Here is a 22,884-nt window from a genome sequence, read left to right as displayed (position 1 = left end):
AAATGACACCAAAACAAACTCCTCAGAATCGGCCGCTCCTTCCCCCTGGTTGGAAGGTTCCCCAGAACTTTCGCGATCGCCTCGGGCACACGCCAGGTCGCCAGCGGGTAATGGAGGCCGAGGGGCACATTCTTATCGTCCTGCACGAGCCACCCGACTCGGACGATGATACGCGCGTCGGTCGATTCTACTGGCGCGACCCAGACGGCAAGTGGATGCCCAAGGCCCTGAAACACGGCGACCACGCACTCGGTGAACTGTTGGCCGAGTACGAACGCGTGATCGACCTGTTGGATGATCGCGAGCAGCGATCCGACTCGGCCGAAGAGTACTTCGCCATCCTTCGCGACCTCAACCCACTGGTCCGTGCGGCCAACAACTTGCACAACACACTGCAGAAAGCCCGCGAGGCAGCGCCGGACGACCGCGAGTTGATCCTGATGCGCGACGCCGCGTACGCGGTAGCCCGGCGAGTGGAACTCCTGGCGGCCGACACCCGGCACGGGCTGGATTACCGCATCGCCATGCGGGCCGAGGAGCAGGCCGAACATAGCCAGCAAATGGCCACTTCGGCCCACCGCTTAAACTTGCTGGTGGCATTCTTCTTCCCGCTGGCCACCTTGGCCGGCATCTTCGGAATGAACCTGCACAACCCGCTGGAAGGCATGTCGCGCCAGGTCGGCCCGATGTTCCTGGTAGGAGTGCTACTCTTTGGCCTAATGCTGGGCGGCCTGCTCACGGCGTTCGTCACCATGCCGGCGCCGAGGAAGAAACACAGGGGTCGGCGGCGCAACCGTTAGAACCTCGCAACTGGTGGCAAGCCGCACTCCCGATCGCGGTCCTCAGTGGCTGTCCATTTTCGCCGCCAATCGGCACCGCGTTGCACGGGAAAATCCTTTTGCGCAAAGAGGTGAAAGATAGGCGCATATACGCAGTGTGTTCTGGGTGTGCGAATAGGTAGCTTAGTAGGAGCAGCTGTTGGTTCCCCCTTCTGCAGCTTGTGGTCACTTAGCCAAATGTGGAATACGGGAGTAGTTCCGATGTCTATTCTATGCCACCCTTCGCGGACGACTGTCAAGCAGCGATCTGTTGCAGGTCGCAGGGCATTCACGTTGGTCGAGTTGCTGGTAGTCATTGCGATAATCGGCATCTTGGTCGCGATGCTGCTTCCTGCAGTGCAATCCGCTCGCGAAGCAGCACGCCGGGCGCAGTGCCAGAGCAATATGAAGAACGTGGCGCTGGCGGTGCTGAACTATGAATCGACCACCAAAGAGTTTCCTGCTGGGACCGTGTTCCCCACCATCAACGATGGCGTCGTTCCCAACATCCAATCTCGCACCGACTTTGGCGAGAGTTGGCTAGTCGCGGTCTTGCCGTACCTGGAAAACCAAGCCCTGTACGACACCTTAGTTCTGAAAGACTCCAGCGGCCCGGTGGCAATCAGCAATGCTGTGAACAGCCAGGCTCGTGGCACTGAAATTCCCGTGCTTCTGTGCCCCTCCGATGCCGAGAATAACCGCGTGAAATACATCGGCCATGGAGACAACTGGGCACGTGGCAACTATGCGGCAAATGTGGGCAACGGTGCATTGCATCCCGCGGGTCCCGCTCGGCAACAGATTCTGGGACCGAAGTCCTCCGCTTGGTCAGGTGCCGGCGACCCGTCCAACACCCCCCACCTTTATCGCGGCGTGATGGGCGTCAATGCGACGACCAGGATCTCACAGATCACCGACGGAACGACCAACACCATCATGCTTGGAGAGGTCCGAGCCGGTATACAGCCCGAAGATCCACGTGGCACCTGGGCGTTTGGTCATGCCGGCGGAAACCTGATCGCGTTCTATGGATCCGGCGGCGACGACAATGGTCCGAATGCCGTTTTCGAGAACGCCGATGACATCGGTGGAGCGTCAGCGGGAAGGTTTGGAGGTTTCAATTGCTCCGAACTGCAACCGTACCTGATGGATGTCGGTATGCCCTGCTATGGGGGAGCAGGAGGGAGTTTCGATCAGGCGACCACACGAAGCCAGCATGCCGGTGGAGTGTTTCTCGCCATGTGCGACGGTAGCGTCCAGTTTCAAACCGATGATATCGAGACAAGCGGCCTGTTTGGAACTTGCTGCACAGCGTGGGATCATCTGATCGCAGCGAGGGACGGCGGCCAAACCCAAGTCATTATCGGAAGACCATAACCATATCCCCACAAACTAAGTCACATCCGTTTGGCTTTAAGGTGCCCGAAGTTGTTTAATCTCTATCGATGTGGCTTAGCGACGATAAGCGCTGCTGTGTTGCTGGTGGCCTTCGGGTGCAACAGTCGCCCAACGGCACAAGTCTCCGGCACCGTGAAGTACAAAGACGGTTCGCCGATCGTAGCAGCGGCAAAAGTCATTCGCTTTGAGCCAGCAGCGGACACGACGGCCGAAATTCGCAAAGCCGCCTCCGGATACATCCGCGACGATGGCAGCTTCGAAATGTACACGCGAAAGCCCGGAGATGGCGTGATCAAGGGACAGTACGTCGTGGTGTTCTCCGTGCTCAAGAATCCGATGGGTGGCGAGTCACTCATCAAACCAGAGTACTCTGCCGCAGACCTTTCGCCCTACACCATCGATGTCGATGGCAACAAGCACGACCTGGTCTACGAAATCGAACCGAAGTAGCCCCGCACGCGACCACTAGCGCCTGGCGTGATCTCTCCCGCCGCGCCGTGGACTGCTACAGCAGTTCGTCCAACTGGTCGACCAGCGACTCGAAGTGCTCGAGCGCGGTTTGCACCGGTTCGGGCTTCTCCATATCGACACCGGCGTCGCGTAGTAGATCCAGGGGATACTTCGAGCAACCGCCTTTGAGGAAATTCAGGTAGTCGGTCAGCTCCTGCTGGCCCCCTTCCAGCACGCGTTTCGACAGCGCGATGGCGGCCGACATGCCGGTGGCGTACTTGTAGACGTAGAACGCCGAGTAGAAGTGCGGAATCCGCAAGCACTCCAAGTCCAACTCCGGATCGAGCGCAAAGTCGGGACCGAAGTACAACTCCAGTAACTTGTGATACTCCTGCTTCAGGCACTCCAGCGTCAGCGGCTCGCCTGCTTCTGCCAGGGCGTGGGTGATCTTCTCGAACTCAGCGAACATCGTTTGGCGGATGATCGTGCCGCGGATGTCGTCGATGGCGCGGTTCACCAGATACGCCCGCTCCTTGTCGCTCTTGGCACGGTCCAACAGATACTTGCCGAGCAGCTCTTCGTTGAAGGTGCTGGCCACCTCGGCGACAAAGATCGTGTAGTTGTAGTACTCGTACGGCTGGTGTTTCGACGAGTAGTAGCTGTGCATCGAGTGCCCCGCCTCGTGCGTGAGCGTGAACACGTGGTTCAGCACGTCGGGCTGGTAATTCATCAGGATGTACGGCGCGCCATCGAAGCTGCCGGAACTGAACGCACCGCTTCGCTTACCCTTGTTGGGATAGCGGTCGCACCAGCGGGCATCGGACAAGCCATCGGCCAACACGCGGCAGTACTCGTCGCCCAGCGGTTCGAGCGACTCCACCACCTTCTTTACCGCCTGCTTCCAGGTGTGCGTGACATTCAGCTCGCTGAGCACTGGCACGTAGGTGTCGTAGTGATGAATGTCTTTGAGCTTCATCTTCCGCCGACGAACGTCCAGGTACTTGTAAACGGCCGGCAGCTTGCCGTGCACCGCGTCGATCAAGTTGTCGTACACGGACACAGGAACGTCGTCCGAGAAGAGCGAAGCCTCCCGCGCACTCTCAAAGTTTCGTACTCGGGCGTTGTAGACATCTCGCTGGATGGATCCAGAGAGCGTAGCGGCCAGCGTGTTTTCGTGGTCGGCGAACTCGGCGTAGAACTGCTGGAACGCTTTCTTGCGAACGTCGCGTTTGGGAGAATTCAAGAACGCCGAGAACGATGAGTGCCCCAACTCGATCGTGTCGCCCTTCTCGTTCTTCAATTCGCCGAACTTCATGTCGGCGTCGGTCAGCTGGCGAAACGCCTGCCCAGCAGCTTGAGCCATCTCGGTCTGCATGGCCAGCAGCTTCTCTTCATTATCGGTGAGCGTGTGCGGCTTGTAGCGCACCAGTCGCTCGAGGCTCAACTTGTAGTGCGCCAATTCCTTGGCCGCGAGGTACTTTTTGAGTTTCGCGGCCGAGAGCGATAGAATCTCCGGCCGAATATAACTGGCCGCCTGCCCTGCATTGCTGGCGGCGTTCATGTAGCGGCCGACCATCCGCTGATAGTCGCTATTGGCGGTGTCCTCGGCCGTCTTCAGAAATGCGTACGTGCCCAGCCGCTCGCCCTCCTGGTCGAACTTGCTGTCGAACTTCAACAGCTTGGCGAGCTGCGCAGGCCCATCGCCCAAGGTACCGCGGAACGAATCGTACTTCTTGATCTTCTTCTGCCACTTGGTAAACGCGGTTTCCCACTCCTCGTCCGAAGCGAACAAGCTCGAGAGGTCCCAGGTATCGGCGGTTTTGACTTTACTGCGGAGAGGAAGCTTTTTGGTGGCCATGTGCGGGGAGGGTTGGGATACGGGGGCAGGAGTGAGTGAGTGCGCAGGATACCAGGGCTACTCGGCGGCGACTAGGCTGCGCGGTCCGACGTCGCGGCCACCTACGAAGTACTTTCGCTTTCGTTGACGCGATTGACCATCACCACGATGCCTCGCCAACCGGAAAGTTGCTCGGGAGTGAGCGTGCACTTCTTGGCGGGCCGCCAGTCGGGCGACGTGATTGGAAGTTGGCTCGTCGCCGCGCGATGTTCCACTGCCCGGAGCCAGCGTCGCGTCTTGCGTGGCAGATTGACTCGCTCGTTGACAACCAGCCCGGTGACTCGCTGTTGGTGATGCTGCCGCCGGACACTGAATTTCTTTCCTCGATGCGGTTGGAATCCTTCGCTGCGCAAGATGGTGAACACGGTACCGATCAGAGCGCGCAGATCGAACGATTCGTCATCCAATGACATGGAAATGTCGTCGGCATACCGAGTGTACGTAGCGTCGTACCGCCGAGCCAAATCCGCCAACCTCACATCGAGTCGATAGTTGACGAGATTGCTCAAGCGCGGGCTGGTTGGCGCCCCTTGTGGCAAGCTGTCTTGCCACGTTACCAGTTTGGATAACAATCGCGAGGCAGCTCGATTCCAACCCACGTAGCGAAAGTAGCTGTACACTCGCTGGCTGCGAATTGATGGGAAGAAATTCTTGACATCAAAGTGGATGACGATGCGTTTGCCGCAATGACGCGCGGCATTCGTCGCGAACGACTCGCCAGACTCGAAGCCAGTGGCGGATGGATGAGCGTTTAACTTGGCCAGCACGCGTCGAAGAATCCGGCGCTGCATCAATTTCAGCTCTGCGGACGGGGCGGTGATCTGCCGCTTGCCGCCCGATCGCTTCGGCACCGTAAATTCTCGATACTCAGGCTTGAGTTCTCGCAGCGACGCTTCGGGCAGCTTCAATCGTCGAGCAAGCTCGGCAATGTCGGCACCACGGTTCAGGCCGATGATCTTTAGAAGCCAGTCCAGCATGGAAGTTCTTTCACGCTCCGCATGCAAAAAGTTAGGGCGGAGCCCTCGCTCCGCCCTGATGCCTTGCATGACAACTATCCAAGCCTGCGCCGCGATAGTTGTCCCGATTCTCACGGCCTAGCTATAGGCCGCGGGCGACGAAACATCGCCCCGTGCTAGCGCACCACCAAGACATTGCCTGCAGCCTACTACCAGAGCGGTCTGGAAACAAGTCGGTTGCAAGTTAGAAACGTGGGGCGGGCCTACCACCGCCAAAGAATCGTGCCCCAAGACAATCCCGCGCCGAAGCCGCAGAACATCAAGAGGTCGCCCGGTGAGATGTTGCCGGCGCGGAAGCATTCGTCGAGGGCCAAGGGGATGCTGCCGCCGGAGGTGTTGCCGTAGCGGTCCAAGTGCACCGGCACGCGCGCCGGGTCGATGCCGCAGGTGCTCACGGCCGCGTCGATGATGCGTTGGTTGGCTTGATGCAGGAGCCACAGCTTGATGTCTTCCTTGGCCACTCCTCCACCATCGAGCACTTGCTCGAAGCTGTCTTCCAACAGCCGCACAGCCCATTTGAAGATTGGCCGACCCTCCATCTTCACCAACCAGGGAGACGCACCAGGAGGTGTGTCTTGGGTGAAAGGTTCCTTGGCTCCGCCCATCTCACGCACCAAGAGTTGCGACCCCTTGCCGTCGGCCCCCAGCGTGTAGGCGAGCATGCCTTGTTCGTCGGAGCCGCGCATGAGAATGACCGCGCCGGCGCCGTCGCCGAATAGCGGGTAGGTCTTCACGTCGGTGGGATCGAGGATGCGGCTGTTCGTGTCGGCGCCGATCACCAGTGCGTACTTGCTGCAACCGGTGGCGACAAACTGCGCGGCGAACACCAGAGAGTAGGCGAAGCCCGCGCAGGCGGCCGACAGGTCGGTGGCGGGGCAGTTCAGTCCCAGGTTGTCCTGTACGGTGGTAGCGGTCTGTGGAATCGGCTGGTCGGGCGAGAACGTGCCCAGCAGGCACATGTCGATCTCGCTGCGGTCGATGCCAGCGGCCTCGATGGCTCTCTCGGCCGCGCGGGTCGCCAGGTCGCTGGTGCTCATGCCGGGCGGAGCATGGCGGCGCTCGCGGATTCCGGTGCGCTGCACAATCCAGTCGCTATCGCAGCCCAGCGAGGCGAGGTCGTCGTTGGTCACCACGTTGTCGGGCACGTAGCTACCGGTGCCGATGATCTGCACGCCGGTCAGATGCCTCAGTGGCGGCCGGCGTAGCCCGACGCCCGGTTCCTTGGTTTCGCCCAACGGTCTTCCCTTTCGCTATGGCAAAGGATGTCGTTTCGAGAGTATCTCCGCAGCCTACGACCTGGAGTCAAACTGGGCAACCCCGGTAACTGCTGGAAGCCTCCTGCTAAGCCGAACGGCGGCGGCGAACCACCGGCTCGTACAGCAGGGCGTTGCCCTGCTTGCCCACTTGCCGAACTGCCTGCATTTCGCGAAAGCAATAGGCCATCCGCTGGGCGATCCACCGCTCGACCCCCAGGCCTTCGGCCAGGTGCCCCGTGTGGAAGGGTCGCGGCAAACCGGTGGGCGCCAATTGCCACAGGTCGCGGACGGTGCGGAAGACGTGCTTTTCGTGCACCTCGACCAGGTGCTGGTCTTCCCGCTGATGATCGTTCTGCCGCCACCGCCGACGGCGACCATGCCCTGGGTAGCGAAACTCCTCGATGTCGACCATCAGCACTTCGAGCGTCAACCGGCGATGCGGAAAGACTCGGGTGAAGTGCACCAGGTCGTCGAAGATGTCGAGCAGCGTCCCCCGCTTGGGGCTCTTTCGCCGCGAGACAATTTTGCCACCTTGCGACTCGCGCTTCACCAGCAGTTTGCGAGCCACGATAGGCTTCACGACGCGCACCTTGTGGCTTTCGAGCAGGTTGCGAATCTTGTCGCGGATGGCGCCCAGACCGCCGTGTTGGATTTCGACGAGTTCTCCCTTCACCACCGCATCGATACGATAGTCCCCCAGCCGGACCTCCGTCTCGCCAGAGTCCCCTGCGTATAGGGATTTCAGTTCTTGGTGTAGAGAAGTTTCCATACTCTGGGAATGACCAGTTTCCAATGCTCAACGACCGATGAACTTGCCAGCGATCAGCGGCCATGGGTCATTTGTCGACTTTGATGCCGAAGTCTTCAACAGTAAACAGCGTCTCCAGCTTGTAGCCCTTCGCCGCGAATGCCTCCTTGCCACCTTCCATCCGGTCGACGATGGCCAACACTCGCTCGACTTTCAGTCCGACCGCTTCGCAGTGCTCGATCGCTTGGAGGCTCGACCCGCCGGTAGTGACGACGTCTTCGACAATCACCACCCGCTCGCCTTCGTTGTACGGTCCTTCGACAAACTTCTTGGTTCCATGCCCTTTGGGTTCTTTGCGAACCATGATTCCGCGGAGCGGCTTGTCCTGCAGTCCAGCCATGGTAACGATGGCCGCCGTGATTGGGTCGGCGCCGATTACCATGCCACCCACCAATTCGGGCGGGTCCTGCTCGATTAGCTCCAGCATCCCAGCCGCGATCGCCGGTAGCGCCTCGGCTCGCAAGGTGATCTGTCGGCAGTCGAGGTAGTAGCTGGCCTTTTTACCGCTAGCCAACGTGAATTCGCCAAACTTCAAGGCGTGCTGGCGAATCAGGTCCTTCAGTTTCTCGCGGTCGTACATCTTGCGGCTCCGGGGTCGTAGAACGGAAATCATCCCGTTAACTTCCTCCAAGCAGCGACAACTGGCAAGTGTCGGCGAACGCCGTGGCAATCACGGAGCCACTTACTTGCGAATTAGCACCCGCGAGCCAATCGATAGGATGTCGAATAGGTCTTCCTGGTCGGTCGGCCCCACGCGAATAGCCCCAGCGCTGGGCGGGGCGATGTCCGACACCGGACCAAGCACCACCTGCGGTCCGCCGGGCGTACCGCCCACGGGCTCCAGCACCAGGTGCTTCGAGTCGTTCACGGGCATTTGCTTCTGGGTGACCACCCACTCGCCCTCTTGGTCCGCGACGCCCTCCACCTTCACACTAAATTCTCCGGCGTAGCGGTCGGCCACCATCAGGGCCATCCGGTTGCCAGGAACTACTAATGCCGAGAACGGCCCGCGAATCACTTTCAACTCCTGTCCTGGCGTCACTGCCGAGGGCTGGGGCACGCTGTTGATCTTGGCCAACAGTTGCCAAGGCACGTTGTACTGCTGCGCAATCGTCTCTAGCGTCTCGCCGGGCTGCACCACGTGAGGTGCTTCGAGGCGATGTTCGGTGCTGTAGACGACCGTACCCGCCAGTTGCCCGAGCAGGGCTTCGATCTCATCTCGCTCCTTCGGCGATAAGCTTGGATCGCCATACCACTTCGAGAGCTCGCGATGTACTTTTTCCAGCTCACCTTGCGCTAGCGCCGCATCAATCTTGGCACGTTCGGCGGCAAACTCCGAGGCCGTGGCGAATTCGTTCGACACGGTCGGGTCCATCGCTGTGGTCGAGTCGGCCGGCAGGCCCATGCCTGCGGGGTCCAAAGGAGCGGTGTCGCTCATCCCCGCCAGCGCTTCGGCCGGATCGGACGTGGTTGCCTCTGGTGTGCTCTGGTCGACGATGGCCGATTCCGGCAGCGAGGCACCCATCGATGGAACCGGCGGCGTCATGCTGCCAGCCTCAGGCGCTGCTGCGGTCGAGTCGCCGTAGTCGGCCTGCGGCACGTCCGCCGGCAGCGGCGGCAATTCTGGCATCGCGGCCATCTCGTCTTTGGCGAGCGGCGTGATGTCGCTGCCCGCGTCGGCCGACGGTGCTGGTCCGAAAGCGAATTCCGGCAGTTCTTCTTCGCACTCGCCGTCCCCTTCAGGGCAGAACGCCGGCGGCGCACTTTGCATCGTATCGGAGGTAGGACCCAGGTCGGTCTCCAACGCCGGCACATTGGCCGACGCCAGTGCGTCCTCGGTCTCTTCCTTGAGGTCGGGCGAGTTGATACGAGTCCACAAGAAGATTCCCAGTACCATCAGCATGGCGATGGTGGCGAGCGGACGAATGGCACTCATCGTTTAGGTCCTCCATGACCATTGGCTGCCAGACGTTGCGGCGGCCAAACAAGTTGAGTTGAATAATCTCCCAGTCGTCTGGGCAGGCGTTTATGGTTTCGCTTAGGATGCACACCACGTGTGGTGCGACGGGTCAGGCAATTTCGAGTAACAGGTAACACGATGTACGACGATGACTACGAGGACGACTCGCTGGACGAGTATCCCGACGAAGCGGACTGGGACGACTCCGACGAGTGGGAGGAAGTCCCCTGCCCTGCTTGCGGTGCACTCATTGCCGAAGACTCCGAGCAGTGTCCAAGCTGCGGCGAGTACGTGACCTTCGACAACAACGTGTGGCGTGGCAAACCATGGTGGTGGGTCGTGCTGGGCATCTTCGGCATCGTGGCGTTGGTCGTCACACTCGCGCTGATGTAATAAGTACAGGCGCGGGATCGTAGGCAAACCACCGAATCGCCGCTACACCAGTCCAGAAGCGATGCTAGCGTTGATGGCAGGGGTCGAACCGAGAACGAAGCTCGACGAGGCGTAGCTCGTCGGCTAGGTGGGCAAAACAAAGAGCCGAACGGATCCTACTCTCCCTCCGGCTTCGCACTCCGCAGCTTTTCTCGAATCCGCTGCAGTCGCGTCTGGAGTTCCTGCTCGAAACCACGCTCGGTGGGCTGATAGTACTCTCGGTCGACGCCCAGGTAGTCTTGCGCGGCGACGCCGTCCTCGGAGTTGTGGCTGTACTCGTAACCTTCGCCGTTGCCCAGGCGTTTCGCGCCGCTGTAGTGGGCGTCGCGCAGGTGGCGCGGAACCTGCACGGTGCGTCCTTCGCGGATGTCGCTTCGCGCGGCCGAGATGGCCGTGGTAGCAGCGTTCGACTTCGGTGCGCAGGCTAGGTAGGTCACCGCTTGCGACAGCGTCAGCTGGCATTCCGGCAGGCCGACGAACTCGGTTGCCTGCATCGCCGCTACGGCCAGCGGCAGGGCATGAGGATCGGCGTTGCCGATGTCCTCGCTGGCGAGGATCACCAGCCGCCGGCAGATGAAGCGGACGTCCTCGCCCCCTTCAAGCATCCGCGCCAGCCAGTAGAGCGCTGCATCTGGGTCGCTGCCGCGAATGCTCTTGATCAGAGCGCTCGCGCAGTCGTAATGCTCGTCGCCCGTGGTGTCGTAATTCACCGCCCGACGTTGGACTGCCGAGACCATTAGCTCCTTGGTCAGTTTCACCGGCCCCGCTTCGGGGTCGCTCGAGAGCACGGCGATCTCCAGCGTCGAGAGCGCCTGGCGGGCGTCGCCGTCGCAGATGTTGGCCAGAAAATCGAGCGCCTCGTCGGTTGCTTCTATCTGATACCTGCCAAGCCCACGCTGCGGATCGGCAATCGCCTGCTCGAGCAAGCGACGAATGTCGTCCGGCGTGAGCGGCTGGAACTCGAACACCCGACTGCGACTCACCAGCGCGCTGTTGACCGCGAAGAACGGGTTCGAGGTGGTCGCTCCCACCAGGATTACTACTCCGTCTTCCACGTCGGGCAGCAAGGCGTCTTGCTGGGCGCGGTTAAAGCGGTGAATCTCGTCCAGGAACAACAGCGTCGGTTTACCACCGGTGGCCACGTTGTCGCGGGCCGCTTCGAGCACTTCGCGCAGGTCCTTTACGCCGCTAGTGACCGCGCTAAGCTGCCGATAGTTGTACGACAGATGCTGCGCCAGCAGTCTCGCCAGCGTGGTCTTCCCCGTGCCCGGCGGGCCGTAGAAGATCACCGATCCCAGCTTCTGCGCTTTCAAGAGCCGCCACAACAACTGCCCTTCGCCCACCAGGTGCTGCTGACCGGCGAACTCCTGGAGCATCCTCGGGCGCATCCGCGCGGCGAGCGGCGCCACGCGCTTCAAGTTTCCCTCTTCGGCTTTGGCAAACAGGTCAGACATGCTGGCGTTGGGTGTTGGTATTGAGTTCGTTGCTTACAACTCGATCGGTCCGCCACGGGGCAAGCGGCTTCGCAAGGGGCACTCTTCGCAATTGGGCTTCGCCCGGCAGTACTGGTTGCCGACGCGCACGATCAAAGCGTGGTATTCATTGTAGAGCGGTACGTCCTCTGGCAAACGGGCTTCGAAGAACTTTTGCATCGTTTCGTACTTGGCCGGCGGGGCGAGCCAGCCGTGACGCAGCAGGACACGTCGCGTATAGGCGTCGACGACGAACTTCGGCATCTCGCCCGCATACAGCAGGATGGAATCGGCCGTCTCCGGCCCCACTCCGTTGACCGCCAGCAACTGAGTGCGGGCTTCTTCCAATGGCAATTCGAACAGTCGATCGAGCGACGCGTCGTGCTCGTCGACCAGGAACTCGAGCACGTTGCGTAGTCGACGCGCTTTGACGCGAAAGTATCCAGCCGGCTGAATAAGCCGCTCGAGTCGCGAGGGCTTCACGGCGTACAAACGCTCAACGTCAATCAGGTCGTGCTGCTTAAGGTTTTCAATCGCGCGTTCCACGTTGCGCCACGCAGTGTTCTGCACCAGCACGGCACCAATCACCACTTCCAGCGGAGTCTCACCTGGCCACCACTGTTGCGGACCAAACGCGGAGAACATCTCTTCGTACAGGTCCAACAGCGGCGGAGGGCGTCGAGGCATCGGGTTGCCGGAGTAGCAGTTGGCAAATAGTCAAGTGCGAATTAGTTGTTTTTTCGCGCGGTTTGAATCGACCTTTGTAGCCAATCGACTCGGAAGGTATAATTCAGTAGGTGAGCAGAAGCGATCGTTGCTTAAGCGGTTGCTTCCACTCACGGCTCGGTAGCATCAGTGACAGCACCGAGCTTGGTGAGTGTTTTGTCCAACGACGAAGCACTACTATATCGTTTCGTTTCGCAACTTAGAACCATTTGATTCGTACCGTGCTTTCCGCCCGCCCTAAAATCGCCGACTTGGTGTTCCAGTTCTATGGGCGGAGTCTGCACCCTGAGTTGTTCGAAGTAAAGCGTGAGCGGAAGATCGAGCGCAGCACTTATAACGCAACGATCAAGATCACCAGCACCGGCCACGCCATTTGTTGGCAGCAGCCCGAGGGGCTGTTGCTCACCGAAGTGGCCACCTCGGCGCTGCACGACCTGCCCATCAAACGACGCTTGATGTCGCACCGCGTACGGGGCGAGCACGAGGATCGCATCGAGTGCGCCGGCGGGTTGGTGTACGAGACCCAGCTTGCCATCGAAACGGCCGACAACGCGACGATTCGCGGCTATCAGCAGGAACTCGCCTTGGCCGGCGAGAAGCACAGCGTGCTGTATCAGTTCGAGTCAGGTGGTCGAGTGGGTTTGGGGGCGTTCAGCTACATCCACTTCGAGTCGCGCGCCCGATCGCTCCGCATCCAAGCCTTGCACACCTTCCCCGAAGACGGGGTGATTCTCACCAGCCAATCGCTCTTCTCGCTACCAAGCGAATCGTAGAGCGGAATTCACTGCGTTGATCGCGTCTCTCGTAGTAGCCGGATTCGCAAGAATTCGGAGACCCTAGACAGTCGGTCCGAATTCTTGCGAATCCGGCTACGTCTGGCGAACGAAATGAATTCCGTTCTACGAGGAAAGCGAAGCCAGGAACTCCTCCATCGCAGCCGTTACGGCGGTGGGATTCTCGATGGGACTTAAATGCCCGGCGTTGGGAATGGTGACGAGCCGGCCGTCAGGTGTGGCGTCGGCCATCGTTTGCATCTCGCTGGTGGTGCTAATCTGATCGTCCTGGCCAACGACGTACAGCACCGGCAGGTCCAGCGATTCGAGCAGCGGCGTGCTGTCTTCGCGATGCGCCATGCCCCGCTGCGCGGCGGCAATCGCCACGGGATCGGTGCGCGATATCATCCCCCCGATCTCTTCCACCAGTTTGGTGTTGCCCTGCAGCGTGCTGGGGGCAAGTAGCTTAGGCACCATCAGCGTGGCCACATGCGCGGCGCCCCAGCCTTCGACATGTTCGGCCATCTTGAACCGCGTTTCCCGCGCCTGGGGGGTGTCGGCGGCCGCCTTGGTGTCGCATTGGATCATCGCCCGCAGCCGCTGGCGATGTCGCTTGTAGAACTGCCAACTGATGTATCCACCCATCGAAAACCCAACCAGCGTCACCGGCTCTTCGACCGCCAGCTTGTCGAGCAGTCGGGCGAGATCGTCCGCGTAGTCGGCCATAGCGACGCCGATCTTCGACGAAATCGACTCGATGGGCGACTGACCGAAACCACGCAGGTCCGGCGCGATCACACGGTGGCTGGCCGCTAGCGATTCAATCTGGAACCGCCACATTGTGTGGTCCATCGGAAAGCCGTGAACCAGCAGCACCGGCGGCCCTTCGCCTTGGTCGATCGTGTGCAGTTGGGCGTTCATGGTCGGGTCGTGGCGTTACGCAGAGAATCGATTCAGCAGCATCCGTTTGCGTAGGCGCCTACCCGCCATTGGTGGTACCACCCGCCTTGGCCGCTCTGAACTCATCGAGTTGCCGGCGAAGCACCAGCATGTGAGGCTCGTACTCAACTGCCAACGATTGGTACTTGATGGCCGACTCGATATCGCCCGCCGAAAAGTAGCAACGCCCCAGCGTGTCGAGATAGCCGGCGGAATCTTCCTTGGAGAATTGCGGCTCTTCCGCAATGAGCTTGTGGAACACATCGATCGACTTGTGCGAGTACCGCACCGCTTTGTCGTAGTCGCCTTCGGTGTTGCTCACCAGCCAGGCCCACTCGTTGTAGGCTTGGCTCGAACTTGGCAGGTCGCTGATTTCCTGCTCCAGTGTGCGGCACCGTTGTTGAATCCTGTCCATCACCTGCTGGCGACGTTGCTGGTTGTCCTCCGTCGCATGGTACTGGGCTATCAGAATGTCGGCGTTGCTTTCGTCCAGACTCAGCGCCCGTTCGAGCGCCTTCCATTGGCCTTCCGTGTCGCCGGCGGCTTTCAGGTGGCACGCCTGGTAGTAGTACTGCCAAGACTCCAGTTTAGGCAGCGGCCTCAGTGGCAGGCGTGGTCCGCGACCGCTGGTTCGGATCCTCCGGTTGTAGTCCTTCTGCAGGTCGGTATCGCTCTTTAGCGCGCTGGTTAACTTGGCCAATACGTCGGCGGCTTCTTTGTCGAGTTGCTCGTCGTGCAGCGACAGGCTCAACACCTCGGCGGCCTCGCCGTGCACGTTGCTGGCGGTGGGCGTCTCTTCGATGGCCGCGTAAAGTTCGCGACGGCCCCACTCGGTGAAGCCTTCGTCCATCAAGTCGGTTCCGATGACCAGCCGTCCCTCGGCGCCTGCGCCCATGACCGACGCCTTGGCGAACGCCTGCTCGGCGAGTTGATCGGCCAAGTCCTCTTGGTCCTGTTGAGCTCGCATTCGGGCCATCAGATAGAGACCCGACTTGGACTCCGAGAGCGACTCCTGATAACGATCCAGCAACTGATCGACCAGCTTGGCGTCGGCGGCAACCTTGTCCCATTCGAACAAACGTTGCAGCTCGACGATGGCAGCGCGGTCGGTCGTGGCCATGATCCTGTCGATCACTTCGACAAACCCCGCACGGTCTTCGATCTGCAATTGAACGCGGGCCAGATTGCGGAGCAGGTCCGACACTTGCGCGGCCAGCAGTTCTTCATCCAACGAGTCGTCGGTTTCGGACGCCGCCAGATCGATGGCCGCCGGCCAAAGCTCGGCCGCCCGGTGTGGGTCCTCCAGTTGCGTGGCGAGCAAACGGATCCACTCAGCGGCGGGTCGCACACTGGTGCCAATCTGCTCGCGCAGTTGGGCCGCGATGTTCGGATCGTACCCTGTCTCGTACTTGTCGGCGCGCAACAGCTCGATGGCCGCTTGCCTCGAAACGGTTGGCGAGGAATCGTAGCGGCAGATGCGACACAAAGGAGCAATCGCCCAGGCTTCGGTGCGGGCTCCCAGCTTGTACACCACTGCCAATCGCTCCATGTCTTCCTTGTGGGCGTACTGATCCAACCTCGACTTCACCTGCGGCGGATCGTCCCGGCGAGTCCAACGAACTGTCAACTCGCTAATCAGGTAGCGGGCGCTGGCCGAGATCTCGGGGTCGGGGTGATGCGTCGCGGCGTCGATCTGATCGAACGCCTTCATGCCGATCTCCAGCAACTGTCGCTCGGCATCGCGGCGGGCGACAAAGTGTCGGCTGCCCAACTGGTCGATCAGCTTGGCTACCTGGCGACTCTCTTGAAATTGCTCTGGCTGCTGGTTGCTAGCCGTGCGGATCGACGGCACTCGGATGTCGCCGTCGCCGCCGGTATCGGCCGTTGCAGCAACCATCGCGGTGGTCCACACGGAGAAGACCGCGAGCATTCGAACCAAGTTGCGTTGGTTAATCGCCATCGCTAATTCACCTGACTCTTCAAGGATCTGGTTAAACCGTCTCGCACACTAGGCGGTTGCCGTGCGCTGCTCCATCTGTTCGATGTAGCGGCGGAGTCGCTCCACTTCGTCGCTGACAGAAAAGAGCCGCAACATGTTCTCCACGCGTTTGGTGAGCTCCACTTTGTTCACCGGCTTGGAGAGGAAATCGTCGGTTCCGGCTTCCACCGCCCGCTCGATATCCCCCAGTTCGTTCAGTGCGGTAACCATCAGTATCATGATACCACGCGTGGCCGGGTCGCTTTTGAGTTTCTTACAGACCTCAAAACCGCTCATTTTAGGCATCATCACGTCCAGCAGGATGACGTGTGGCTTGAAGCTCTCCACCTTGTCCAGCGTGTCCTGGCCGTCGACGGCAATCTCCACGTCGACGTCGAGGTTCGCCAAATAGGCTTCGAGCAGCTCGACATTGGGTTCGTTGTCGTCGGCAATCAGGATGCGGTTTTTTTCGGCCATCGGTCATGTAGGACGGAGTTCATTCCGTCGTATTCGAGGGTTTAAACTCGGTCGTAGGTTCCACTACGCACCAACTCGGTTGCACGTTCACACGCTAGCTTCCAGCGCCGCGGCAGGAACGGGGAAATCGACGCACATCTCGCGAATCTGGCCACGAATACGTTGATGCACCGACTCGTCGTCAAACGCCCTGAGGGCTTCGAGCATCCAATGGCCAACCGTTCGCATCTCCTCGACGCCCATTCCGCGCGTGGTCAGCGCCGGCGTGCCGATACGAATGCCGGAAGGATCGACCGGCTTTCGCTCGTCGTACGGAATCATGTTCTTGTTCACGGTGATGCCGCACTGGTCGAGCACTTCCTCGGCGGTCTTGCCGCCGATGCCCAGCGGTGTGACGTCTACCAGCATCAGGTGGTTGTCGGTGCCGCCGCTCACCAGGTTCAGGCCGCCGTCGAGCAGCACCTGAGCCAACGCCTTGGCATTGTCGATCACCCGCTGACCGTACTGCTTGAACTCGGGCTCGAGCGCCTCGCGGAAGCAGACCGCCTTGCCGGCGATCACGTGCATCAGCGGACCGCCTTGCGTGCCAGGGAACACCCGGCTGTTGAGCACCTTGGCGTACTGCTTCTTGGCGAGGATCAAACCCGCCCGCGGGCCGCGCAGTGTCTTGTGCGTGGTGGTGGTCACCACGTCGGCCACCGGCACCGGACTGTTGTGTAGTCCCGCGGCCACCAAGCCGGCGTAGTGGGCCATGTCGACCATCAACTTGGCGCCCACTTCCTGAGCGATCTCGGCAAACTTGTCGTGCGGGATCTCGCGCGGATACGCACTCGCGCCGGCCACGATCAGCTTCGGCTTGTGCTCGCGGGCCAGCTTGGCGATCTGGTCGAAGTCCAGGCGGTGGTCGTCCTGGCGAACGCCGTAGCTGACGAAGTTGTACAGCATGCCCGAGATGTTCAGGTGCATGCCGTGGGTGAGGTGACCGCCGTGCGCCAGGTCGAGCCCCAGTACGGTGTCGCCGGGCTCGAGCAGCGCGAGGTAAACTGCCGCGTTGGCCTGCGAACCAGAGTGCGGCTGCACGTTGGCAAAGACATCAAGGCCGAAGGGCGCCCCGAACAGCTCCTTTGCCCGATCGCGCGCCAGGTCCTCCACCACGTCGACGAACTCGCACCCGCCGTAATAGCGCCGGCCAGGATAGCCCTCGGCATACTTGTTGGTCAGCACGCTGCCGACCGCCTGCATGACGGCCGCGCTGGTGTAGTTCTCGCTGGCGATCATCTCCAGGCCATCTTGCTGACGCTCAACTTCGCCAGCGATGGCGGCCCACAACTGGGGGTCTTGGGATTCGATGAAGTTCATACTCGGCGGGTACGCAGGGGGTATAGGTAAGACACGGAGAAAGGGTCCAAAGTACCATTGTCGAGGCCTAACCGGAGGCTGTCAATCAGGTAGCAAAGTCCCCCAAGCCAGCACAAATCAGCACTGTTGGCCAAGCAGCCTCAGGGCACTCGACGCACGCTCACGGTCGCTTCGCCCCGATTGTCGTGCAGGCTGCCCGGCGAGTCGTTTAGCCGCAGGTACAGCACACCGCTGCGTTTGGGAGTGATCCGCCCTTGGCTGCCAATGGCGATCGGCTCCAAGAACGCACTGGTCGCTGGGCGGGGTGGACTCGACGGGCCGGGTGGGCGCGGGTCGATGGCTGCCAGCAGTTTGCCCAGTGGCTCGCCCGCGTTGTACTCCAGCGTGATGCCGTCGGGTTCGGCCACCCAGGTGGTGCCGTCGGGCTCGGCACCGACGAGGAATCGTCCGCTCGCCTTGATCTCGTAGCTCTGCCCGGCTTCGAGCACCAGGCCGGTGCATTGCCAGCCCCGCGCGGCGGAGACCTCGGCCCGCGCAGCAGTTGCGAGTCGCTTCAGGTCGCCCACACGCTGCGGGAACTCGATGGCTTCGGCTGCAATGTCGTGATGGTACGCCAGCGTACCAGCGAACAACTTCCACTCCGTCTGGAGGTCGGACCAGTCGTCGGCAAAGAGCGCGCGGACCCGCTCGTCGAAGTCGGGCTCGAGGGTCTCGATCTGCAAACTGCGGAATCGCTGTTGATAGCGCGGGTGCGTGTCGAGGAACTTTGCCAGCGCCCACGCCCAGGCGTAGGACTCCACGTCGAGGACGCGACTGTTGTCGATCTTCATCACCGCGCTGATCGGCAGCACGCGCCCCGACTCGCCGGCGTCGCGAATCGACTTCACGCGTCCCCACATCTCAAAGTCGTCGCGCCCCTCGGGCATGACGCCGAGCACTAGCTCGCCCTTCTGCGCGTTCCACGTGTGCGTCCCCAACAGCTCCGCCATGCCCTCCATGTACCAACCTGGCCCACACGCTCCAAGCTGCGTGGCCATGAAGCTATGCACCAGCTCGTGCAACACCAGGTGGCGGCGGTAGTAGTCGCTCGGTTGATTCACCACCCATAGTTCGTGCCCAATCGATAGTCCTTGCGGAAACTCCTGATGACGCTCCGGCGGCATCAACCCGGCCGCGGCGAACTTCTGTCGGTCGACCAGCACCATCGCCAAGACGTGCCAATCGGCGAGGCGCGCTGGATCGATACCAAACCGCTCGGCCAGCTTCGGCACCGCCATGTCGACCACTGTGGGAAGCTCATCCACCGCGGGCGAGCTTTCCAAGTCGGTCACCAGCGTCACGTGGCGACCTTCCAGCACGCGCAGTCCCTGACGAGCAAGCTTCGAACGATCGATCTTCCGCGCCGGCTGCCACTGCTGAATCGCCTGCTGGCGTTTTAACGCGGAGACCTGCGCTGCGGCCTGTCCGCCGGCAAGCACCAGCAGCGCCGCGAGCGTCATGCTAACGATCGCCGCCGAATAGCTTGTCGAGCGCGTTGCCAATGGAGTCTTCATTCAGGAGGGGTCCGCCAAGTTGCTTCAGCAGGCTCTCTACAGCCGCCGCTTTGTCTACTCTTAGTCTACCCAGAGTTCCGGTGACCGGCACCTCGATCTTCATGCCTTCCTTGGTTCGCAGGATGCCCAACGGGGGGACATCGATCTCCATCAGCGTCGACACCGTCTCGTCCAGCCCCACCGAGCCGCGCGAGCGGATCACCAAGCTTCCTATCTGAAACTCTAGCCCCTGATGGTAGACACGTCCGTCGACCAGGCGGAAATCGAGGCTTCGATCGCTGATCGAAAGCAGCGTAAACGGCTCGCTCTGGCCACCGCCGCCCAGCAACCGACCGCCCTTCGCCACCCGCTCAATCTCGCTCACCAACAGCCCAAGTTCGCCGATCGCGGGGCCGGGCACCACGCGCACCGACTTCACGTCCACGCGGCCCGCCACGTCGCTACTCCGCGGATTGCCCAGCGGCACGCGGCCGCCACTCAGGGAGACCGAGAACACGCCGTCGGTCTCCGTGGTGCTGGCGATGTACGGCACGATGTACTTCAGCATCTCCTCGCTTACCTGCGGCGTGACGTGGATGTTCGTCAGCAGCGGCCCCGCCGGCAATGTCATCTCGCCAGGCGCGGGCACGAGTTGGATCGAAGGCGCCAGCGTCAGTCGTCCTCCCGAAACCGCTAAGTCGATCGGTTCAATGTACAGCCGACCTTGCTTCAGCTCGGCCGAGATCCGCCCTTGGCCGATCGGTAGACCATAGAACGAAGCACCCTGCCACGGCGCGAGCACCCGCCCGTACCACGACGTAATCTCGGGACTCGAACTTGAGACCTGCGTCACCGCTACCCGCGGCGCGCCACCCGGCGGACCTGCCAAAGCTTGACCGCTCGCCACCTCGGCCAATGGTCCTTTGAACTCGAACCTCGCTTGCTCGCGTCCCGTCACGCGCAACCCGGCGCCAACGTACTGCGCCAGGATCGGTGTCAAGCTGGCCAAGTCGTAGTCGACCGTGCCGGCCAGGTTCACCATCTGGTTCGTGCTGAGTCCGTCAACGCTTCCGCTGGCCGCGATCGCCAGCGTCGACGACTGCGTCTGCAGCCCGTCGATCTTCACCCGGTCGGCCTCCGGCAGGTAGCTCACCGTGCCCACCACGCGAAGCGTCGGCTCGCGCCAGATGGTCGCCATCGTGGCCGGCACGCCGGGCAGGCTGGGTTGGGGCTTCTGCACTTCGATGTTCTCTCCGCTCAGGTCGACCACCGCCACGACCTGTCCGCCTTGCGCGGCCAGCTTCACGTTGCCAGCCATCTGCCCCAGCGGCTGCATCTTCGGTGGCTCGCCTGCTGGCAACCGCTTCGCGCGGGCCAGGCGGCCCAGGTTCATTCGCACGGCGGCCAGCCCGCCCACTCGGTTGGTCTGCCGCGGGTCGGCAGTCCAGTACCAATCGCGGAAGCTGGCCGACACGGTGCTCGACACCAACTGACCGCTGCGACTCACCAGCGTGCTGGTCGTACTGTCCCACGCGATGTCGCCCGACCACTCGACCTTTGGCTCGTCCACCAGGTACTCGGCGCTCGCGGCCCTTAGGCCTTGAATCACTGCATTCGACTCGGCGATGTTCACCAACACCGGCGTCGCGCGAATGCGGCCTTGGGCGTTCAGGTTGAGTTGTCCGGCCGTGTTCCAGGCCGACAGGTCGACCCACGGTCGCAGCCGCCGAGCCCAGCCGTCGAGTCGACCGCTCGTGGCGATGCTCACAGGCCATTCGGTTTGACTCCAGGTGTCCGCGATCATCGTAGGTTGTGTAAGTCGTAAGTCGAGCTGGTCGCCCGCGCCCGAGAGCACGACTTGCGCTCCCTGCAGCATCTTCGGCCGCAACGTATCCGCAGCCGACCGACCGACCGCCTTGAGTTCCCACCCAAGCTGCGGCTCGACGATCAACTGACCACCTCGGTAGGCGATCACAAAGTCGTTCAACTGCCCCGACGCGCCCGCTTCGAACTCGCCGCTGGCGTCGCGGGTCGCGCTGGCTTGCACGTTGCCGCGTCCTGCAAGTTGCCAATCGGTGAGGTCCACAAACTGGTCGAGCCGACTCGTCAGGTCGTCCAGGTCGACTTGTCCCGTGAGGTTCATCTGCCGCGCGTCGCCCGAACCGCTGACCTGCAGGAACTCCGACCGGCACGCCAGGTTGTCGAACCGCCATCCGTCGCGGTTGTGCCGCGCCACCAAGTCAATGTCGAGCGGCGCGTCCCACGCAATCGCTTTGCCGCGCGTCGTACCGGCCAGCGGAGTGGTCACGAGCGACGCAGTCACCTGGTGCCCGTCGCCCTGCGGCATCGTCCGCGCCGTGAATTGTATCTGTCCCGACGTGATCGTCGTTCCTTCGCGAACCTTAAACAAGTTCGGCAACCGCTGTGCGAGTCGGGCGAGGTTCACTTTGCCCTCGGCTTCCAGGTCGCTGGCGGTCGCCAGGTCGCGCCAGTGGTTCTGACCCTCGGCCACGCCACGGACCAGTCGTTCGTCGAGCGTGCCGCGCAGGTCGAACAGCGCCACGTCGCTCGCCAGCGACAAATTCTCCACCGACACCCGCCCGCCACTGGCGTTGCACTTCCATGCCAGGTTGGTTTCTTCCACGGCCAACTGCTCGCCGGCCAGCGCGGTGCTGGTCACTGCGAAGTTCGCTAGCGCGATCCGCCCGGTCGTTTCGCCCGACAGCGAGTCGTACTTCTCGGTCGGGTACGTGGCCGACATCTCGCCGGTCAGTGTGCCGGTCAGCCCGATCTGCGAATCGACGCGCCGCAACCACGGAGCGAGCGCTGCCATCGGCAAGTCCTGACACACCAAACGCACTCCGTCGGTCTGTTGCACGGGACCCGCGCCCCAATGCAGTTCGAACCGCCCGGCGCTGGTGGCCGATTGGTTTCCAGCAACTCCACCTGCCGCTGCCGGAGCGGGACGCACCAAGCCGGAAGCGTCTATCTGCATCGGCCCGCGCGCCGGGTGCGCGACCGTGGCCGCCAACGACTCGACGGACCACGTTTCGCCAGTCGTCGCATCGCGCGACAGGATCTTCCCGCCGACGATCTCCAACTTGTAGTTCGGTCCGCTACTGTCGGCGCTCAAGCCGGCGGGCTTCGAGCTTTCGCTCACCGCCCGAGCAATCGCGTCTTCCACGTTGCTTCCATCGGCGCGGGCCAACGCGTAGATCGTTGCGTTCTCCATGCGGATCGTGCCTAGGTCCGACGAGTCGGTGGCAAAGCCGATCACCGTGCGGTCGATCGACAGCCGCCCGATCTCCGCCAGGCGGTTGCCTTCGGGGTCGAGCAGCGTGACGTTCGTCGCCGTGAGTGGGGTCAACCAGCCGATGCTCAGGTCGCCGATCTCCAGCGTCCCCACACTCGGCGGCACAGCCGTGGTGAGCACACTCTGGCGGAGCGGCGTGTTCAGCACGATGGTCGGCGCAAAGAGCACCAGCCCGGCCAGCGCGGCCAGTACGATCACCAACTTGCGTTTCGCTCCGCCGACCCGAGAGCGCGCGCTTCGGTATCGGCTGGCTATTGCTAACAACATCGCCTCGCCTCGC

At 61.8% G+C, this 22,884-nt stretch carries 19 protein-coding genes; 5 read left to right on the top strand and 14 right to left on the bottom strand.

Translation table 11 applies throughout. From position 1 onward, the window contains the following. Positions 1–2: 2 nt before the first annotated feature. From ACQK2L_RS12350 to ACQK2L_RS12340, 3 genes are all read left to right on the top strand, one after another. Positions 3–800, top strand: a complete 798-nt coding sequence (locus tag ACQK2L_RS12350; RefSeq protein ID WP_425397278.1) for a CorA family divalent cation transporter — start codon at positions 3–5, stop codon at positions 798–800. A 240-nt stretch (positions 801–1,040) separates the two neighbouring features. Beyond that, positions 1,041–2,195, top strand: coding sequence for a DUF1559 domain-containing protein (locus ACQK2L_RS12345; protein ID WP_425397277.1), 1,155 nt, complete (start codon positions 1,041–1,043; stop codon positions 2,193–2,195). 153 nt (positions 2,196–2,348) lie between these two features. Then, a complete protein-coding gene (locus ACQK2L_RS12340) occupies positions 2,349–2,666 on the top strand; it encodes a hypothetical protein (RefSeq protein ID WP_425397276.1) in 318 nt (105 codons plus the stop codon). Positions 2,667–2,721: 55 nt separating this feature from the next. Here ACQK2L_RS12340 and pepF read toward each other — a convergent pair whose 3' ends face one another. From pepF to ACQK2L_RS12310, 6 genes are all read right to left on the bottom strand, one after another. Continuing rightward, the gene (gene pepF / locus ACQK2L_RS12335; protein ID WP_425397275.1) at positions 2,722–4,524 is read right to left on the bottom strand and encodes an oligoendopeptidase F; all 1,803 of its coding nucleotides are present in this window, start codon (positions 4,522–4,524) and stop codon (positions 2,722–2,724) included. A gap of 101 nt (positions 4,525–4,625) precedes the next feature. Beyond that, positions 4,626–5,540 (bottom strand): reverse transcriptase family protein, encoded by a 915-nt coding sequence (locus ACQK2L_RS12330; RefSeq protein ID WP_425397274.1) that lies wholly within the window; start codon positions 5,538–5,540, stop codon positions 4,626–4,628. 242 nt (positions 5,541–5,782) lie between these two features. Beyond that, positions 5,783–6,814, bottom strand: a complete 1,032-nt coding sequence (locus ACQK2L_RS12325; protein WP_425397273.1) for a beta-ketoacyl-ACP synthase III — start codon at positions 6,812–6,814, stop codon at positions 5,783–5,785. Positions 6,815–6,920: 106 nt separating this feature from the next. Next, on the bottom strand, positions 6,921–7,604 hold the full coding sequence (locus ACQK2L_RS12320) for a hypothetical protein (RefSeq protein WP_425397272.1): 684 nt from the start codon (positions 7,602–7,604) through the stop codon (positions 6,921–6,923). 67 nt (positions 7,605–7,671) lie between these two features. Continuing rightward, positions 7,672–8,223, bottom strand: coding sequence for an orotate phosphoribosyltransferase (gene pyrE, locus ACQK2L_RS12315; RefSeq protein ID WP_425397271.1), 552 nt, complete (start codon positions 8,221–8,223; stop codon positions 7,672–7,674). Positions 8,224–8,325: 102 nt separating this feature from the next. Continuing rightward, positions 8,326–9,579: a LysM peptidoglycan-binding domain-containing protein gene (locus ACQK2L_RS12310; RefSeq protein WP_425397270.1), complete on the bottom strand. Its 1,254-nt coding sequence runs from the start codon at positions 9,577–9,579 to the stop codon at positions 8,326–8,328. A 162-nt stretch (positions 9,580–9,741) separates the two neighbouring features. On the opposite strand from ACQK2L_RS12310, the gene ACQK2L_RS12305 reads away from it, so the two are divergent. Beyond that, the gene (locus ACQK2L_RS12305; protein WP_425397269.1) at positions 9,742–9,996 is read left to right on the top strand and encodes a zinc ribbon domain-containing protein; all 255 of its coding nucleotides are present in this window, start codon (positions 9,742–9,744) and stop codon (positions 9,994–9,996) included. A gap of 155 nt (positions 9,997–10,151) precedes the next feature. On the opposite strand, the gene ACQK2L_RS12300 is transcribed toward ACQK2L_RS12305, so the two are convergent. Next, on the bottom strand, positions 10,152–11,489 hold the full coding sequence (locus ACQK2L_RS12300) for a replication-associated recombination protein A (RefSeq protein ID WP_425397268.1): 1,338 nt from the start codon (positions 11,487–11,489) through the stop codon (positions 10,152–10,154). A gap of 33 nt (positions 11,490–11,522) precedes the next feature. Next, positions 11,523–12,194: an endonuclease III domain-containing protein gene (locus ACQK2L_RS12295; RefSeq protein WP_425397267.1), complete on the bottom strand. Its 672-nt coding sequence runs from the start codon at positions 12,192–12,194 to the stop codon at positions 11,523–11,525. A gap of 248 nt (positions 12,195–12,442) precedes the next feature. Between ACQK2L_RS12295 and ACQK2L_RS12290 the strand changes: the two genes are divergently transcribed. Continuing rightward, positions 12,443–13,006: a DUF2617 family protein gene (locus ACQK2L_RS12290; RefSeq protein WP_425397266.1), complete on the top strand. Its 564-nt coding sequence runs from the start codon at positions 12,443–12,445 to the stop codon at positions 13,004–13,006. Positions 13,007–13,132: 126 nt separating this feature from the next. Here ACQK2L_RS12290 and ACQK2L_RS12285 read toward each other — a convergent pair whose 3' ends face one another. The 6 genes from ACQK2L_RS12285 to ACQK2L_RS12260 form a co-directional block, all read right to left on the bottom strand. After that, positions 13,133–13,927 (bottom strand): alpha/beta fold hydrolase, encoded by a 795-nt coding sequence (locus ACQK2L_RS12285; protein WP_425397265.1) that lies wholly within the window; start codon positions 13,925–13,927, stop codon positions 13,133–13,135. A gap of 58 nt (positions 13,928–13,985) precedes the next feature. Then, the gene (locus tag ACQK2L_RS12280) at positions 13,986–15,905 is read right to left on the bottom strand and encodes a hypothetical protein (protein ID WP_425397264.1); all 1,920 of its coding nucleotides are present in this window, start codon (positions 15,903–15,905) and stop codon (positions 13,986–13,988) included. 48 nt (positions 15,906–15,953) lie between these two features. Further along, entirely contained in the window at positions 15,954–16,400 is a 447-nt protein-coding gene (locus ACQK2L_RS12275) for a response regulator (RefSeq protein ID WP_425397263.1), read from the bottom strand. Between the two features lie 87 nt (positions 16,401–16,487). Then, a complete protein-coding gene (glyA, locus tag ACQK2L_RS12270; protein ID WP_425397262.1) occupies positions 16,488–17,759 on the bottom strand; it encodes a serine hydroxymethyltransferase in 1,272 nt (423 codons plus the stop codon). A gap of 140 nt (positions 17,760–17,899) precedes the next feature. After that, on the bottom strand, positions 17,900–19,312 hold the full coding sequence (locus ACQK2L_RS12265; RefSeq protein ID WP_425397261.1) for a hypothetical protein: 1,413 nt from the start codon (positions 19,310–19,312) through the stop codon (positions 17,900–17,902). Further along, positions 19,260–22,871 (bottom strand): hypothetical protein, encoded by a 3,612-nt coding sequence (locus tag ACQK2L_RS12260; protein ID WP_425397260.1) that lies wholly within the window; start codon positions 22,869–22,871, stop codon positions 19,260–19,262. Before ACQK2L_RS12260 ends, ACQK2L_RS12265 begins: the two co-directional genes overlap by 53 nt. Between the last annotated feature and the right edge of the window lie 13 nt (positions 22,872–22,884).

Origin of the sequence: Aeoliella sp. (assembly GCF_965227375.1) — a bacterium.
GTDB lineage: Bacteria > Planctomycetota > Planctomycetia > Pirellulales > Lacipirellulaceae > Aeoliella.
Note: the sequence above shows the minus strand (reverse complement) of the source record. Positions and strands in the feature narration are given on the sequence as shown.